Source organism: Streptomyces sp. NPDC001848, from assembly GCF_042891915.1.
GTDB lineage: Bacteria > Actinomycetota > Actinomycetes > Streptomycetales > Streptomycetaceae > Streptomyces.
The window spans coordinates 1-14,687 of record NZ_JBIATP010000026.1 but is presented as its reverse complement, the minus strand read 5'-3'; the positions used below and the strand labels follow the sequence as shown (position 1 = coordinate 14,687).

The window sequence follows — 14,687 nt, the reverse complement described above, 5'->3', positions numbered from 1 at the left end:
CGGTCTACGGTTGGACCAGTCTCACTCACCGGACGGGAGTTTCTGCCCTTGGTCCGGATCGTGAGACGTTTATTTCATTTTGTCAGCGGCGGAAGACCGGAAGATCTTCCGCCGGGTCCGTGGGTTCCGTGGGGTGTGCCTCACCCGACGTCGAGGCGCAGCAGATCGTCCTCCGTCTCGCGGCGGACGATGACCCGGGCCTCCCCGTCGCCCACGGCGACGACGGGCGGGCGGAGCACGTGGTTGTAGTTGCTGGCCATGGATCGGCAGTACGCGCCCGTGGCGGGTACGGCGATCAGGTCACCCGGCGCGAGGTCGGCGGGCAGGAAGGCGTCCCGCACCACGATGTCCCCGCTCTCGCAGTGCTTGCCGACGACGCGGACCAGCATCGGCTCCGCGTCCGAGGTGCGCGAGGCGAGACAGACGCTGTACTCGGCGTCGTAGAGCGCGGTGCGGATGTTGTCGGACATGCCCCCGTCGACGGAGACGTACGTACGCAGCCCCTGGAGCGGCTTGATGGTGCCGACCTCGTAGAGGGTGAAGGCGGTCGGCCCGACGATGGCGCGCCCGGGCTCGACGGAGATCCGGGGCGTACGCAGCCGGGCGGCCTCGCACTCACGCGAGACGATCTCGTTCAGGGCCTTGGCGATCTCGTGCGGCTCACGGGGGTCGTCGTCGCTGGTGTAGGCGATGCCGAGGCCACCACCGAGGTCGACCTCGGGCAGCTCGACACCGTGCTCGTCCCGGATGTCCTTGAGAAGCCCGACAACCCGGTGAGCGGCGACCTCGAACCCGGACATGTCGAAGATCTGCGACCCGATGTGCGAGTGGATCCCGATGAGCTCGAGCCCGTCGAGCTGGAGAGCCCGGCGCACGGCCTCGGCGGCCTGCCCGTCGGCGAGCGGAATGCCGAACTTCTGGTCCTCGTGGGCGGTGGCGATGAACTCGTGGGTGTGCGCCTCGACACCGACGGTGACGCGGATCTGGACCCGCTGTCGCCTGCCGAGGGAGGAGGCGATGTGCGCGACCCGCACGATCTCCTGGAACGAGTCGAGAACGATCCGCCCGACCCCGGCCTCGACGGCCCGGGTGATCTCATCGACGGACTTGTTGTTGCCGTGGAAGGCGATGCGGTCGGCGGGCATACCGCCGGCGAGAGCGGTGGCGAGCTCACCACCGGAACAGACGTCGAGGTTGAGCCCCTCTTCATACAGCCAGCGCACGACGGCCCGGGACAGGAACGCCTTGCCGGCATAGAAGACGTCGGCGTCCGCCCCGAAGGCGGTACGCCAGGCGCGGGCGCGAGCCCGGAAGTCGGCCTCGTCGATGAAGTAGGCGGGTGTGCCGAACCGCTCGGCGAGCGTCTTGACCTCGATGCCGCCGACGGTGAGGACGCCGTCGGTGTCGCGGCCGACGGTCTGCGCCCACACCTTGGGGTCGAGGGCGTTGAGGTCGGCGGGCGGGGCGGAGTAGTGCCCCTCGGGCAGGACGTCGGCGTGGCGGGGCCCGGCGGGGTGTGCGGAACGGCTCATGGCTGGTCTGGGCTTTCTCGGAGATCTCAGAGGTAGTCGGGTGCGCTGATGCCGAGCAGGGACAGGCCGCCGGCCAGCACCGTCCCGGCGGCTTCGGCAAGGGCGAGCCGGGCACGGTGGGCGGCCGAGGGTTTCTCCTCGCCGAGCGGAAGAACGGTGTGCTGAAAGGCGAGCAGCCCGTCGGCGACGACGACGAGGTGCCGCGCGAGCCGGTCGGGCGCACGGTGGGTGGCCGCCTGGGCGAGAGCGGTGGGGTACTCGGCGAGGGCGCGGGTGAGGGTGGCGGCGGAGGCGTCCGGTACGTCGCCGGGGGCGGCCTCGAATCCCAGTCGAGCGGCGTTGCGGGCCAGGGCGCGGGCGCGGGAGTGGGCGTAACGGACGCGGAAGAGGGGGTTGCTCTCGCGCTGGAGAAGATGGTCTGCGGTGATCCGTGGCCGGTCGTGGGCGGCGGGGTGGAGGAGGGCCCACCGGGCGGCGTCGGGGCCGAGAGGGGTGGGGTCCTCGGGCGCGGGGACGGGCCGGAGATCGACGGGTTCACCGGGCCGCGCATGATCGAATTCGGCGCGGCCGCCCTGGGTGGCGATGATCCGGACGAGGGTGTCGGCCACGACTTCGGCGCGGATGTCGTACGGGATGCGGAGGGGGATGACGGTGCCGTGGAGGGCGGTGCTGTGGCCGTAGGTGCTGCCGATGTTGCCGGAGTCGCCGCAGTCGCCCGAGTCACCCGCGTCACCTTGGTCACGAGAGTCCCCACAGTCACTGGTGTCACCACCGACTCTAGTGACACCGGTGTCACCGAGGATCTGACGGACGACGGCGGCAGTGGCGGTGCCCTGATCGAGGTGGATGTTGAGGAACCCGGGCCCGGTGATCTCGACATCGGCGACACCGACGGTGTCACGGAGGTGGGGGCGAAGGATCTCGGCGACCTGGAGGGCCGGACGCCCGGCGGGCCGGGCCAGCTGAAGGGCGATGTTGGTCGCGTAGTCGCCACGGCCACCGGGCCCGGGCGGGGTGACCACCACCCGTTCGGGCACGGGCACCGTCAGTTCCCCCACGTCAACGGCACGACGCACCGCGTGCAGCACGGTGCGGGACAGCTCGACGGGGGTCACGGGGACAAGGGTAGGGGAGGAGGGGGGTGGGTAGGCGAGTCGGTTTGCGGTGGGTTCCGGGATGTGGACGGGACAGTTGCTGCGGGACCACACTCACGCGTCGCTTTGCCGTCCAGGAACGCCCGGGCGCTTCCTCAGCCGCCCGGCTGCCCGGCGTGGGGTGCGTGCCCGGCGGGCTCCACACGATCGGCGACCTCGGCGGGACCGGAGTCGGGCGGACCGTCGGGCTCCCCACCGGCTTCGACGTACGGGCCGGCCTGCTGAGGCCCGGCGGCCGACTGTTGCCGAACGATCTGATGCTCCTGGTACTGGTCCTGATGCTGATGGTGCTGGTGGTGCCCTTGTCGTAGATGCTGCTGGTGCTGCCGTCCGACCTGAGCACCGCGCTCGATCAACTCCTTCACGAGCTGGACGAGTTCGGACGGCTCGAAGGGCTTGGCGAGAAAGGCGTCGACGCCGACATCGAGGCCGCTCTCGACCTCGGACTGCGTACAGGCGCTGATGATGGCGAGGGGCAGCTTCCGCGTCCGGGGATCGGCCCGCAGCCGCGCAGCCGTCCGCAAGCCATCGAGCCGAGGCATCACGACGTCGAGGGTGACGACATCGGGCCGCACCTGATGCACGACGTCCAGACACTCGGCACCGTCGGCGGCGGTCACGACCTCGAGACCCTCCAGCTCGAGGTTGACCCTGATCAGCTGCCGGATGACCTTGTTGTCGTCCACAACAAGCACCCGGCCGGACGCGCCTGGCACAACTCGAGAGTAGGTCGAGCCGAGCGGCCGCGTCCGGGTTTTCCCCACTTCCACCCCGTCCGGGCGAGCCGCGCCGACGGAGCCCCCGGGAAACGGTTCATGACCACCACGAAGGAGCTGGTAGGGTTCTACCCGTCAGCGCAACAGCGCGGGACACGCCCCCGTAGCTCAGGGGATAGAGCAACGGCCTCCGGAGCCGTGTGCGCAGGTTCGAATCCTGCCGGGGGCACCCTGTATGAGGTGCCCAGAGACCCCGTCACCAGCGGAAACGCTGAGGCCGGGGTCTTCGTGTTTGTGCAGGCGTATGCCGCCCGGAGCGGCCGTATGTCGGGGTCTGTGGACGAGGCGTGGACGGGATCTTGGAGCATCGCCGCAGGTGAGGTCCGGGAGATGGCAAGACCCGCACCCTCCACGCGCTCCGCCGGCACCTCACTGAGTCCACCAACTCAGGCCTGCGCCCAAGCCTGACGATGGCGAGCAACGCTGTACACCTGCTCCACTTGGTCGGCCGTGAGAACGCCTGAGAGCGGAGCGAGTGCCGATACCTGGCGCTCCTGGTACACCCGGACACTGAGCTGCGTAGCGACCACCTTCAGCTCGGTGACACCGACGAAGACGAGCACCGGCTCCACCGGTACCGGGAAGTCGCAATAGCGCTCAAGCACTCGGACGACCCGCTTGGCCTCCGCCCGGCTCTTGCGTGCGTAGGGCGCCGGTTTCCCGTGATCTACTTTCACGGAATCATCCCCAACCCATACGGCCCTCTTGTGGTGATGCTTCGTATTGACGCTGAATACTCCACCAGGCCCGATCAATAAGTGATCGATATCCACGTTGTTGGCCAAGGGGATGGAGTGCAAGACGCGCCAGCCGTGGCGTCCCAAGCGGTTCAGCTCGGCTCCCACTCGCCGCTCCCCCGCCAATCCCTTCCGCCAAGAATCCCACTCCGTGGGCCGGCGCAGAAGCCGTGAGACGACTCGCTCCATTAGCCCGGGTCCGGATTCGGCGAGCAGATCATGCAAGGACCGCCCGGGAGGATTGACGGCCAGGTCGTCGGCCGCCGTCAGAGGCGGCAGCATCGGACGCGCCTGAGCCTCCGGCGCCCTGTCCGGCGGGACAGGCTCGGCCAGGTTCTGTAAGTGCTCTGCGAGCACGGTGATCACGTCGTCGCGATACTCGGCCCGCAAGACAGTGATGTCCCCCGTCGTGACGTCCGCCCAACCGACCGCGGTGCCATCAGGAAGGTTGGCGTACAGACGATCATGCCCGTACCGCTTCCAGCGCGTGACGTGCAGCTCCACATGACCCCCTGTAATCCCGCATTGACGTTGCCGATATGCCAGCAGCAAGCGAGACGAGGTCACAAGACCGCAGGGGCGCGCGGCGCGGCTCAGTTCACTCTTATCGGATGAAGCGTCGCCGCAGGTAGGGCGCGAAACGAGGGAGGCCCCAGGCGGCATGCCTAGGGCCTCGGGGTGGCTGCAGGTTGTCTCACTCGTACTCGCGGAGCAGGTCCTCGATACGGCGGTTGGCGACGTCCTGCCGACCGTCGAGGCACTTCGCGTAGCGGGTCAGCAGGACCTCAACGCTGTTGCCGGCGCGCTCGGCCACCTCAGTCGGGTCGACGCCCGCGTTGAGCCACGTCGACAGCGCCGAGTGCCGAAGGTCGTACGGCCTGCTCGCGAGCGGCGAGGCCGCAACGGCAGGCGAAAGCGCCAGGAGCCGAGCCTCCTGCCACACGCGGTAGTAGGTCGAAGACGGGACGACCGAGCCCTTCTCACTGAAGAAGAGCCGCCCGTCTTCCGCCGTGCCGAACGTGGCCAGGTGATCGCGCAGCACGGCAACTAGCTGGGGCGGGATGGGCACGCGCCGAACGTCCTCGGTCGGCCGATTCTTGAGTCCGCGGTCGTCGTGCGTCTCTCCCGAGTCGGTCCACTGCTTGCCGACCGAAGGACGGGTCCGGTGGAGCAGTGCCGATCCCCAGCCCTGCTCGGGGAGGACGAGGTCAGTCTCGACCAGGCCGACCGCCTCAGCAGGCCGGAGGCCACCGAAGTACATCGCTGCGAACAGCCCGACGAGACGCCGGCCGCGAGCACGCCGGTAGCCGCCCACGTAGGACACTGCAACCAGGAGGTTGCGGGCCTGCTCCGGGTTGGCGACAACACGCGGATCCACCTGGTTCGAGACCTTGGGCTTCTGCCAGCGAACTGCCGTGATCGGATTCTCGCGCAGCTCCCCGAGGTCGACCGCGTAGTTCGCAGCGTTGACGAGGGTCCGCCGCTTCCGTCGCACGGTCTCAGCGGCTGCCGCGGTGCCGTCGAGCTTCAGCTTCAGCCCGTCGAGCACGGCGCGGGCCGTTGCGGGTTCAGCCAGATCCGCAAGCGGTCGGGATGCCTTTGCCACCCAATGCAGAACGTTCCGGACATTCTCAGGGACTTCCCGCTCGTTCGGCCCTGGCAGCACGAAGGCCCAGTTGCGTAATGCCTTACGGATCTCCTCGTCGGACGGCCGTCCTGCGCGCTCAGCGAGCAGTTCCATGGTCACACTGGTAAGGGACTCGTTGATGCCGTCTCGCGTGTTGGGTGCAGCGTGGGGCCACTTCATCGCGAGGTACTTGAGGGCGAAGTCGTACCAGGACAAGGGCGACTTCTTCTGTTCCATCGAGGCCGGAAGGCCAGTCTCCGTGTCGAACTCTTCGCCGTCCCGCATGGCACGCATGAGCTTCGCTCGGTAGTGATCAGCGAGCGCCTTGGTACGGAACGAATCCGAGAAGACGTTGCCCGCAACGGACCAGCGGACTCCATAAGACGGCGTTTTGGTATCCCTCTTACGGACACCCCAGACCTTCACATCGAGAGACTTCACGCGGCGGCCTCCAACTGCCGCAGCCAGGTCCGGAAGTCGCTCCGCCAAACTCGCAGTTCGCCGTTGGGAAGCTTGAAGGCAGCCGGCCCCTGCCCTAGCTCGCGCCACCGGTAGAACGTCCTCCGGGAAACCCCTCCGAGCTCATCGAGGATCTGCGGGACGGTCATCAGCTCGTCTTTCACGTCAGGCTCCTTCCAGGGCTGCGATTTCTTCGCGGGCGGTTTGGCGGTTGAGTTGGAGGTCGCGGGCGATGGTGGCGGCGAGGACGGATTCGCCAGGCGTGTGGCCGTGTCCGGCGTACTGCCAGTCGGCCAGGACGAGCACGGTGTCCGGCTCGGTGTCGTCCAGGCCGAGGGCTTCGCGTTCCTGGGCGGCGCGGTAGTCGGCGCGTTCCTGTCGGAGGGCGCCGAGGGTGGTGGAGTAGCGGCGGGACTTGGAGGAGAAGTGGCCGCGGAAGCCGAGCATGTGAGCCCAGGCCCACAGGCGGCGGTCCGGGTACAGGGGGTCGAGGATCTTGCAGGCTTCGATGAGGCGGCGGGTGTGGTCGGGGACCTGGTGGCGGTCGAGCTCGGCTAGTTCGCCGATGCGGCGGTCCAGGGTGCCCGTGTTCTCGGCAGCCTTGGTGGCGTACTTGGCGACGTAGGAGGCCACGGCCTGTTCAGTGATCTCCGAGCCGTCGCCGAACGCCTTCACGGGCCGGACGTCGAGCTGGGTGCCCCAGCGGAAGGTCCGGGCGGGCTGGTCCTCAGCGGCCGGGACGGAGACCGACGTGTACGAGTGCGCGGCAGCTGCGCGGATCGCGTCCGTGAGGAGGCCGACCGTCGCCCAGGCCGGGGGCGGGGTGTCCGGACCTTCCGGACCGTCGAGGCGGATCACGGCGTGGAAGTGCACGGCGCCGCGCTTTTGGAACTCGGCGACCTTGCCGTACGAGAGCCGGGCGCATTCCTTCAGCTCCCGCTGGGAAAGGCCGGCGCGGGCGGCGATCTCGCGGCGGAGCCGGTTGGTGAAGCGCTGCCAGAGCTGCCCGGCGTGGTTGTTGAACAGGACGGCGCCTGCGTAGTCGTATGTGGCCGGGTCCAGGGCGGTGCCGAGGGCCGGGTCGTCGGCGGCATGGCGGGTGCCGCACCGGCAGACGCCATGGTCGGGGCGGTTGTGGACCGGGCCGAAGGACGGGGCGGTCAGGGTGGCGAAGACGCGGGGATGGTCGCGGACGGTTGAGGGGATGTCGCGGCGGTCGTCGCCCGCGAGCCCGGCGCGGATCAAGTGGTAGGTGTCGCCCGCATAGGTCCAGGCGCAGGCCGGGCAGCGGGAGGCGCGGCGGTTGCCGCAGGCGACGCGGAGGCGTCCGCCGGGCTCGTTCTCGGTGCTGTAGTGGTGCAGGGTCTCGCCGGTGACCTTGTCTTTGTGGAGGACCCAGCCGCGCAGATGGATGGGGTCGGCGCAGCCGCCGGTGCGGCGGATCTGGTCTTCCCAGCGGGTGTAGTCGGGGGCCGAGGCCACCCTCAGCAGGTCGCCGAGGGTGGTCGGATCCAGCAGGTCAGGCACGGGCACCCTCCCGGACGGCGGGACGCTGAGCGGTGCCGGTGCCCTTGCAGGCCGGGCAGTCGGCCGTGATGGTGCGCAGGTGCCCGCGGCGGTCGCGACCGCCGACGGTGATGGCGACGGAGGCAAAGCCGTCGCAGTTCGGGCAGATGCGGGGCGAGGGTGTGGCGTGGTCAGTCATGCTGGGGTTCCTTCCGGTTGCGAGATCGGTGAGGGGCACGGCTTCCGGGGCGGCGGAGACTTGGCGGTTGACGGCCGCCCCGGGGGCCGGTCAGCGGCGCTTGGCGTCCGCGTTGATGAGCGAGCGGATCACCAGAGCGCAGACGGCGACCGAGGCGCCGGTGATGGCGACCGCGAGGAGCATGGAGACCAGGACGGCGCCGACGACCAGGACCACGGCGGTGCCGCCGCCGACGAGGGCGACCACGGCGCCAGGGGTGAGCTGGACCGTGGGCCGGGACGGTGCGGGGGCCATCGGTGCGGGCGGCGGGGTCGGGTGGCTCGGGATGACGGCGGTCGGCTGCACGACGGCGGGCGGGTCGACGTGGCCGGTCGGCGTGGGATTGGTCGGGATCTTCGGACGGAGCATTGGCGAACTCCTTTCGAGCGCGGGCTACTTGATGAGCGCGTTGATGGCCGGGGCCAGGACGCTGTCAGCGAGGAGGAACCCGCCGAGCAGGAGCACGGCGATGAGCCACCAGGGCGGGCGGATGAGCTTGACGCCGAGGTAGCCGACGACGACCAGGGCGAGCCAGAGCGGAACCTGCACGGAGGCCTCCTAGCGGACGCGGCAGCGGTGGGTGCGGGCGGCGAGCTGCGCGGCGGACTGGCTGGAGTAGTCGGCGGACCAGCCGCAGCGGTCCGCGGTGCACACGGCGGCGTACTTGGTCCGGCCGTTGCGGTCGCGGTGGGTGCCGATCTGCACCGGGCCGATGCTCATGACGGAGTGGAAGTGGTCGCGGGCAGGCATCGCGGCGGTTCTCCTTTCGGCTCAGGCGAGTTGGGTGGCGATGGCGTCGGCCAGCTGGGGCGGGACGCCGAGGCGGGCGCGAAGGGTGTCGGTGTCGATCCGGGCTCCGGTGCGTGCTTCGTGGTCGGCGGCGACCTTCCGGGCGTGCTCGACCAGGGCGGCCGGGACCGGCACGGCCGGTGCGGCGGGCGGAGGCGGAGCGGCAATGGGCAGCGCGGAAGCCTCTTCGGTCTCTGCCTCCGGGGACGTGTCCGTTTCGGCCTCCCGAGTCGGTGCGTCAGGGACGGATTCCGGCTCGGCGGCGGGTGCCGGCGGAACCGGCTCCCGGTCCGTGGCCGCTGAGTGGGCGAGGAGGGTGCCGCCGAGGAAGGCCAGCGCAGGCCATCCGGCGACGCCGAGGCGGAGCAAGGCGGGCGGGTTGGCCAGGTCGAGGAATCCGGCGGTGGCGACGTTGGCGCCGAGGGAGGCGAACAAGGCGATCAGGAACCAGCACCAGGCCAGCCGGGACGGTCCGTCCGAGCGGAGCCGTCGCCAGGCGGCGACCAGGAGCAGGTCGACGCTGATCGGGTAGGCCCAGGCCTTCCACCCGCTCTGTCCGGCAGCGGCGGCCAGGTCGTGCAAGTGAGCGAAGGACAAGGCCCCGGCGATGACGGCCTGGACCAGGACAGCGTCGACGCGCAGGGCAGGGCGGGCCATCAGGAGTCCTCGCCGGGATAGGCGGGGCCGTCGTTCGGGTCGTAGCCGGGCGGGAAGATACCGGGCGGCGGCTCGGGCAACGAGGCGGCCAGGGACGGGCCGATGGCCTCGATGAAGCCCTGGTCAGCGCCGAACGTGTGGGCGTAGTGGCCGAGCTGGAGAAGCAGGAGCACCGTGCGGGCGAAGTCCTCGCGGTGAGGGCACATGGCGGGGCTCTCCCTTCGTCAGGCATGGCAGGGGTAGGGACCTGGCGCGATGGCGGTCGCGCCGACCATGGAGCGGAGAGGGTCAGGCCGTCGCGGGGGCTGTCTTGGTCAGCGGCACCCGGGCCGAGGACACCGGAGCGAGCGTGGGCCGGAAGGCTTCCAGCGCGGGCAGGTCGGGCGTGCGGTCGGCGTACTTGTTGCAGATGTTCACGGCCTGCCGCAGCGAGGTGTGCGGAGCGCGGATGCGGTGCCAGCCACCGGTGGAGTCACCCGCGATGGCCACCCCGCGCATCTCGGCGGGAATCTGGATGGCGGCCAGGACAGCGTCCGGGGCAATGTCACCGAAGGCCATGTTCGCCGAGGTCTCGTCGTTGACCCGGTGGGCGGTCCGGCCGGTGAGCTGGGCGCGGAGCATGGTGATGCCCTTGCCGAGTTCGGAGCCGAAGCGCTGCCCGCAGATCTCCAGGTAGATGCCGGCCGCGCGGCCGAGCTGGGCCAGCCGCACCAGGGCGGTGATGATCCGGTCCCGGCGCTTCTCCTCCTCTTTCGTGGTGAACAGGGCCAGCTCGGCGACCTCGTCGACCAGGACCACGATCGGGATCGGGCGCAGGTCCTCGGGCAGGTCCCAGATGTCGGCGGCGATCTCCGCATCCGGCACCGCGACGCTGATGCGCTGCTCGGCCCGTATGAGCTGGTACACCTCCTCCATGTGCGTCACCAGCGCCTCCAGCACCTCCAGCGCGGTGTCCGGGTTGTCGGCCAGAGCGGAGAAGCGACGGGCCAGCGGGAACAGCTCGACCCCTTGCTTGCAGTCGATCCCGACCAGGGCCACAGGGTGCGGGGCCAGCCCGGCTACCAGGTTGCGCTGGTAGACCGACTTGCCGGACTCCGTGGCGCCCAAGGTCAGGCCGTGGGGAACGGCCCGGTAGTCGCGGTAGTGCACCGAGCCGTCCTCCCGCAGCGCGACCGGAATCCGCATCGGCGCACGGTCGGTCTTGGCAGGCATCTGCACCCGCTTGAGCACGTCGTAGCCGGTCATCCGCACCTCGACCACACCCGACCGCACCTCACGGGAAGTCACGCCGTACATCCCGAAGGAGTGGCGCAGCCGGTCCGTGGCGGCCGAGACGTCGAAGGCGTCCTGTCCAGGCCGGAGCTTGAGTCGCAGCACCAGGCCGGTCCGGGTCGGCCGAAGCCGCAGGATGCGCGGCGGGCGGGACTCCGGCACCGGGCGGTTGGTGGCCCGGGCCATGGCCAGGCGCCAGCGGGAGGGCGGGACCGTCAGCCCGCAGGCGTCCATGACCGAGGCGTAGCGGACAAGGATTCGCAGCGTGGCGAGGGTGACCCCGAAGGTCAGCCAGTACCAGGCGGGGCGCCGCCACCGCAGGAGAGCCGCAGCGGCGACGACCAGCATCACAGCGACCATGAACCACGTCATGGCTCAGGCAGCCTTGGACGTCGAGCCGGTGGCGGCCAGCGATGTGACGGCGACCGCGCGGAAGGCGATGCCGTGCCGCTTCTGGCCGTTGAACTCGTTCTCCCACGGCCGGGCGATCAGCCCCGTGAGGGCAACGGGCGTGCCCATCGCCAGGTCACCGGAGATGCCGGTCTCCGGGACGGTGATGGACAGGATCTCAACTTCGTCGTTGGCCGCGAACATCACATCGACGGTCATCAGCTTCGCGCCGGTCTCGGTGTCCGTGGCGATCTCGCCGGTACGGCGGTCCTTCACCTTGGGCTGCGGGGTCTTGGCCACCATCACCGTGGCGGTGGACGTGTCGACGGGGATCTGACGCATGAGTGCGCTCCTAGGTGTCATCCAACTTGACGTACTTAGTACGTCGACCTGACAACGAGAGTGCACCCGAAGTACTTAGTACGTCAAGTGGGTTCTCGACTGTTGTCGGTCGGATGTGCTGCACTTAGTGCTACAAGCACTGAGAGGGGCTATGGCCGAGTTCACGGGACGCGCGAAGTACCTGGAGATCGCCGATGACTTCAAGCGGCGCATCCGTAAGGGAAAGCTGACCCCGGGCGAGAAGCTGCCGTCCGAGACCGAGCTGATGGAGACGCATGGGGTCTCGCGGACTGTCGCCCGGCAGGCGATCTCACGCCTCCGTGAGGACGGCTTCGTGATCTCTCACCAGGGCAAGGGCAGCTTCGTCACTCTTCCTGAGGAACCGCGTCCGACGAAGCACAGCCCCGAGTTCGAGGAGATCGCCGCATACCTGTCCGACGTCCGCCAAGAGGTGCGTCGGCTGGCGGAGCGGATGGATCAGCTTGAGCAGTTGGTCCGGAACCAGGCGCAAGACGGTTGACCAACGCGTCAGCACGGCTTGCCAGCATGGTCACCTCCTCGCCAAGTGCCTTGACCTCACTGATCAGTTCCACCACCTCGGCCGGGGTCAGCGGCATCGTGGCTCCTTCGTCCTGCGTTCGACCTGTCTTCCCCTGGGGTGTCATCAACGCTAGGAGCGGGGCGCTGGAGTACCCCGGAAAATCTCTCCGGGGTCCCATATAGAGACGGGGGGACGCTCTTGCCATGCGAGGAATGACGACGAATCTGACGATCGGCGAACGCGTCGCCTGGTACCGCCGCAGGCGGGGCATGTCCCAGGAGGTCCTGGCCGGACTGGTCGGCCGAACGGTCGACTGGCTGAGCAAGGCAGAGAACAACCGCATCGAACTGGACCGGCTCTCGGTCATCAAGTCCCTTGCGGACGCGCTCGACGTGACGCTGGGCGACCTGCTCGCCGAGCCGACGCTGCTGGACTGGACGGCAGACAGCGGGACCCGCACGGTGCCGGCGCTTCGCTCGGCTCTGATGAACTACCGTCAGCTCACACCTTTGTTGGGCGTCACGACCGAGGGTGAGCCGACACCGCTCGACGAACTCCGCGGCAGCGTTGCCGAGGTGTGGGACGCCTACCAGGACTCCCGCTACGCGTTCGCGACCCGCCGCCTGCCGCTTCTGCTGGCGGATGCGCTCATCGCCGCCCAGGCCTACGAAGGCAGGGAACGAGAGCAGGCACACGAGCTCATGGCGATGACCTACCAGGGCGCCGCCATGGTCCTCACCAAGCTCGGCGAGACCGACCTCGCCTGGATCGCGGCCGACCGCGGGCTAGCAGCGGCGCAGCAGTCCGGCAACGCGGTGGTGACCGGGTCCCTGTTCCGGTCCGTGGCTCACTGCCTGCTATCGAACGGTCGGTTCGACGCCGCCACGCAGCTCATCGGAGACGCGGGAGAGTACCTCCGCCCCGGCCTGGACGACGCGAGCCCCGAGTTCCTGTCGATCTACGGAACCCTCTTCCTCACCGGATCCATGGCAGCGGCCCGCGCGGAGGACCGCCCCACGACTCAGACGTTCCTCGCTGAAGCCGACCGGGCGGCGCAGCGTCTTGGCACCGACGCCAACCACGTGTGGACGGCCTTCGGCCCGACCAACGTCGCCATCCACCGAGTGGCCACCGCCGCAGAGCTGGGCGACATGCAGATCGCGGCGGACCTGGGGCCGCAGATCGACACCAGTGGCCTGCCGACCGAGCGCCGGACCCGGCACAACCTCGAGGTCGCCCGAGCGCTGAGTGCCCACAACCGTATGGACGACGCACTGGCCAAAGTCCTCGAAGCGGAGAGCTGGGCGCCCGAGCAGGTGCGAAGCCACTACCTCGCCCGAGAACTCGTCCTCACCTGGGTCCGGAATCAGAAAGGCCGGCCGAGCCGCAGTCTGGCGGACCTGGCCAAGAGGCTGCATGTCGTCTGAGCCGGGTACCCTCGGCTGCATGGCGCCGAATGCACAGGAAGCGAAGATGGCGCACCCGCGTATGGCAGCGGGTGCGCTCTTCTTTGATGCCGCCGGGCGGGTCCTCATGGTCGAGCCCTCCTACAAGGACTACTGGGAGATCCCTGGCGGGTACGTCGAGACCGGCGAGTCCCCGTTGCACGCCGCCATCCGCGAGGTCCAGGAGGAACTGGGAATCACACCACCCATCGGGCGACTGCTCGCAGTCGACTGGGCACCGAACGAGGCCGAGGGCGACAAGGTGCTGTACCTGTTCGACGGCGGCCAGCTCAGCCAGGAGGACCTGGCAGCGATCATCTTGCAGCCCGAGGAGCTGAGGAGCTTCGCGTTCCTCTCCCCGGAGCAGATCACCGAGCGGACGATCCCGCGACTGGCCCGACGCATCCTCGCGGCGGCCGAGGCAAGGATCAGCTCAGCGCCCGTGTACTTGGAGCACGGCCAGAGGCCAGAGAGCCGAGCCGCGTGATCACGCAGGACACGGCCTGACCCGCTGGCGCGGTAAGACTTTCCCTACTTCATCAAGGCTCGCTTCGCTCGCTCGGCGGGGCGGCCCACGGCGCTCATCGATCATCGCCAACCCGACCGCCGCGCACTCCGCCCAAACGCATCAATGGCCGCTCCTGGCCCACAAGCCACCGCCACCACGATCCGGCCTCAGGAATGGGAAGGACGCAACAGCAGCTGGGCCAATGCCTCGCCGGGGCCACCGCGCACCCCTTGCCACCCGGTTGCCCACCGCAAGTAGGTCGGATCAAGACCCGAGGGCCGCGCAAAGCGCGGCGGCGCCGGTCGGTCGCCGCCGCGCCGCCTCACTTGTCTTCGCCACCGGCCGCACGTCGCCGCCCGCCCGTCGCCGCACGCAGCGGCCACATTCCAACACGAGCACGGGGACGAACGATGATCCCCAACAGAGCAGGTCAAAGACGCTTTGTGTTACCACAAGAGGCCGGATCGTGGTGGCGGTGGCATGCGAGCCGACGCTGCCAGATGCGCGGACGTTCGTACGGCCCGCTGATCCCGCGCCGGGCCGCGGCTGGACGGCGGGCGCGGCCATGCGAAGGGGAGAACCCCGCTGTGGCTGGGGCGGTCGACTCCACGGCTTTAGGCCAAGGCCATGAAGTTATGGGCTGATGGGTGCTGTCAACAGGATGTCGATGCTGACGGTGGCCTTGTACGTGTGGCGGTCGACGCGCAGGCTCTT

17 protein-coding genes, 1 tRNA gene and 1 pseudogene are annotated in these 14,687 nt (G+C 69.2%); 4 read left to right on the top strand and 15 right to left on the bottom strand.

Annotation, left to right across the window (positions count from 1 at the left end):
• Positions 1 to 140: 140 nt before the first annotated feature.
• The 3 genes and pseudogenes from lysA to ACFYZJ_RS36030 form a co-directional block, all read right to left on the bottom strand.
• The gene (gene lysA / locus ACFYZJ_RS36040; protein ID WP_388575684.1) at positions 141 to 1,532 is read right to left on the bottom strand and encodes a diaminopimelate decarboxylase; all 1,392 of its coding nucleotides are present in this window, start codon (positions 1,530 to 1,532) and stop codon (positions 141 to 143) included.
• 26 nt (positions 1,533 to 1,558) lie between these two features.
• The gene (gene nrtL / locus ACFYZJ_RS36035) at positions 1,559 to 2,647 is read right to left on the bottom strand and encodes an ArgS-related anticodon-binding protein NrtL (RefSeq protein WP_388575681.1); all 1,089 of its coding nucleotides are present in this window, start codon (positions 2,645 to 2,647) and stop codon (positions 1,559 to 1,561) included.
• Positions 2,648 to 3,015: 368 nt separating this feature from the next.
• A pseudogene (locus tag ACFYZJ_RS36030) lies at positions 3,016 to 3,456 on the bottom strand (response regulator); the annotation flags it as partial.
• A 103-nt stretch (positions 3,457 to 3,559) separates the two neighbouring features.
• On the opposite strand from ACFYZJ_RS36030, the gene ACFYZJ_RS36025 reads away from it, so the two are divergent.
• Positions 3,560 to 3,631, top strand: a tRNA-Arg gene (locus tag ACFYZJ_RS36025).
• 217 nt (positions 3,632 to 3,848) lie between these two features.
• Here ACFYZJ_RS36025 and ACFYZJ_RS36020 read toward each other — a convergent pair.
• The 12 genes from ACFYZJ_RS36020 to ACFYZJ_RS35965 all read right to left on the bottom strand — a co-directional run bounded on the left by ACFYZJ_RS36020 (position 3,849) and on the right by ACFYZJ_RS35965 (position 11,479).
• Positions 3,849 to 4,703, bottom strand: a complete 855-nt coding sequence (locus ACFYZJ_RS36020) for a nuclease-related domain-containing protein (protein WP_388575678.1) — start codon at positions 4,701 to 4,703, stop codon at positions 3,849 to 3,851.
• Between the two features lie 190 nt (positions 4,704 to 4,893).
• Positions 4,894 to 6,267 (bottom strand): tyrosine-type recombinase/integrase, encoded by a 1,374-nt coding sequence (locus ACFYZJ_RS36015; protein ID WP_388575675.1) that lies wholly within the window; start codon positions 6,265 to 6,267, stop codon positions 4,894 to 4,896.
• Positions 6,264 to 6,434, bottom strand: a complete 171-nt coding sequence (locus tag ACFYZJ_RS36010) for an AlpA family transcriptional regulator (protein ID WP_161270550.1) — start codon at positions 6,432 to 6,434, stop codon at positions 6,264 to 6,266. Before ACFYZJ_RS36010 ends, ACFYZJ_RS36015 begins: the two co-directional genes overlap by 4 nt.
• Before the next feature lie 16 nt (positions 6,435 to 6,450).
• Positions 6,451 to 7,812, bottom strand: a complete 1,362-nt coding sequence (gene repSA, locus ACFYZJ_RS36005) for a replication initiator protein RepSA (protein ID WP_388575673.1) — start codon at positions 7,810 to 7,812, stop codon at positions 6,451 to 6,453.
• Positions 7,805 to 7,990 (bottom strand): hypothetical protein, encoded by a 186-nt coding sequence (locus tag ACFYZJ_RS36000; RefSeq protein WP_388575670.1) that lies wholly within the window; start codon positions 7,988 to 7,990, stop codon positions 7,805 to 7,807. The genes repSA and ACFYZJ_RS36000 overlap by 8 nt, the downstream gene beginning before the upstream one ends.
• A 90-nt stretch (positions 7,991 to 8,080) precedes the next feature.
• Positions 8,081 to 8,398: a SpdD-like protein gene (locus ACFYZJ_RS35995; protein ID WP_388575667.1), complete on the bottom strand. Its 318-nt coding sequence runs from the start codon at positions 8,396 to 8,398 to the stop codon at positions 8,081 to 8,083.
• 24 nt (positions 8,399 to 8,422) lie between these two features.
• Positions 8,423 to 8,578 carry a hypothetical protein gene (locus tag ACFYZJ_RS35990; RefSeq protein ID WP_388575665.1) on the bottom strand — a complete coding sequence of 52 codons (156 nt, stop codon included), beginning with the start codon at positions 8,576 to 8,578 and terminating at the stop codon, positions 8,423 to 8,425.
• Positions 8,579 to 8,587: 9 nt separating this feature from the next.
• Positions 8,588 to 8,779 (bottom strand): mobile element transfer protein, encoded by a 192-nt coding sequence (locus ACFYZJ_RS35985; protein WP_388575662.1) that lies wholly within the window; start codon positions 8,777 to 8,779, stop codon positions 8,588 to 8,590.
• A 21-nt stretch (positions 8,780 to 8,800) separates the two neighbouring features.
• Complete coding sequence (locus tag ACFYZJ_RS35980; protein WP_388575660.1) at positions 8,801 to 9,475, bottom strand: DUF2637 domain-containing protein; 675 nt, start codon at positions 9,473 to 9,475, stop codon at positions 8,801 to 8,803.
• The gene (locus ACFYZJ_RS35975; protein ID WP_388575657.1) at positions 9,475 to 9,681 is read right to left on the bottom strand and encodes a hypothetical protein; all 207 of its coding nucleotides are present in this window, start codon (positions 9,679 to 9,681) and stop codon (positions 9,475 to 9,477) included. Before ACFYZJ_RS35975 ends, ACFYZJ_RS35980 begins: the two co-directional genes overlap by 1 nt.
• A gap of 82 nt (positions 9,682 to 9,763) precedes the next feature.
• On the bottom strand, positions 9,764 to 11,119 hold the full coding sequence (locus tag ACFYZJ_RS35970; RefSeq protein WP_388575654.1) for an FtsK/SpoIIIE domain-containing protein: 1,356 nt from the start codon (positions 11,117 to 11,119) through the stop codon (positions 9,764 to 9,766).
• A 3-nt stretch (positions 11,120 to 11,122) separates the two neighbouring features.
• The gene (locus ACFYZJ_RS35965) at positions 11,123 to 11,479 is read right to left on the bottom strand and encodes a hypothetical protein (RefSeq protein ID WP_388575651.1); all 357 of its coding nucleotides are present in this window, start codon (positions 11,477 to 11,479) and stop codon (positions 11,123 to 11,125) included.
• Between the two features lie 151 nt (positions 11,480 to 11,630).
• Here ACFYZJ_RS35965 and ACFYZJ_RS35960 point away from each other — a divergent pair, with 151 nt between their 5' ends.
• From ACFYZJ_RS35960 to ACFYZJ_RS35950, 3 genes are all read left to right on the top strand, one after another.
• Complete coding sequence (locus ACFYZJ_RS35960; RefSeq protein WP_388575648.1) at positions 11,631 to 11,999, top strand: GntR family transcriptional regulator; 369 nt, start codon at positions 11,631 to 11,633, stop codon at positions 11,997 to 11,999.
• A gap of 233 nt (positions 12,000 to 12,232) precedes the next feature.
• The gene (locus ACFYZJ_RS35955) at positions 12,233 to 13,447 is read left to right on the top strand and encodes a helix-turn-helix domain-containing protein (protein WP_388575645.1); all 1,215 of its coding nucleotides are present in this window, start codon (positions 12,233 to 12,235) and stop codon (positions 13,445 to 13,447) included.
• 19 nt (positions 13,448 to 13,466) lie between these two features.
• Positions 13,467 to 13,952, top strand: coding sequence for an NUDIX domain-containing protein (locus ACFYZJ_RS35950; RefSeq protein ID WP_388575642.1), 486 nt, complete (start codon positions 13,467 to 13,469; stop codon positions 13,950 to 13,952).
• The last annotated feature ends 735 nt before the right edge of the window (positions 13,953 to 14,687 follow it).

Coding starts and splice junctions, on each gene's coding strand:
- ACFYZJ_RS35980 (WP_388575660.1), bottom strand. CDS start 9,475: ATGGCCCGCCCTGCCCTGCGCGTCGACGCTGTCCTGGTCCAGGCCGTC.
- lysA (WP_388575684.1), bottom strand. CDS start 1,532: ATGAGCCGTTCCGCACACCCCGCCGGGCCCCGCCACGCCGACGTCCTG.
- ACFYZJ_RS35955 (WP_388575645.1), top strand. CDS start 12,233: ATGACGACGAATCTGACGATCGGCGAACGCGTCGCCTGGTACCGCCGC.
- ACFYZJ_RS35965 (WP_388575651.1), bottom strand. CDS start 11,479: ATGCGTCAGATCCCCGTCGACACGTCCACCGCCACGGTGATGGTGGCC.
- ACFYZJ_RS35970 (WP_388575654.1), bottom strand. CDS start 11,119: ATGACGTGGTTCATGGTCGCTGTGATGCTGGTCGTCGCCGCTGCGGCT.
- ACFYZJ_RS35975 (WP_388575657.1), bottom strand. CDS start 9,681: ATGTGCCCTCACCGCGAGGACTTCGCCCGCACGGTGCTCCTGCTTCTC.
- ACFYZJ_RS35960 (WP_388575648.1), top strand. CDS start 11,631: ATGGCCGAGTTCACGGGACGCGCGAAGTACCTGGAGATCGCCGATGAC.
- ACFYZJ_RS35950 (WP_388575642.1), top strand. CDS start 13,467: ATGGCGCCGAATGCACAGGAAGCGAAGATGGCGCACCCGCGTATGGCA.
- ACFYZJ_RS35995 (WP_388575667.1), bottom strand. CDS start 8,398: ATGCTCCGTCCGAAGATCCCGACCAATCCCACGCCGACCGGCCACGTC.
- ACFYZJ_RS36000 (WP_388575670.1), bottom strand. CDS start 7,990: ATGACTGACCACGCCACACCCTCGCCCCGCATCTGCCCGAACTGCGAC.
- ACFYZJ_RS36010 (WP_161270550.1), bottom strand. CDS start 6,434: ATGACCGTCCCGCAGATCCTCGATGAGCTCGGAGGGGTTTCCCGGAGG.
- ACFYZJ_RS35985 (WP_388575662.1), bottom strand. CDS start 8,779: ATGCCTGCCCGCGACCACTTCCACTCCGTCATGAGCATCGGCCCGGTG.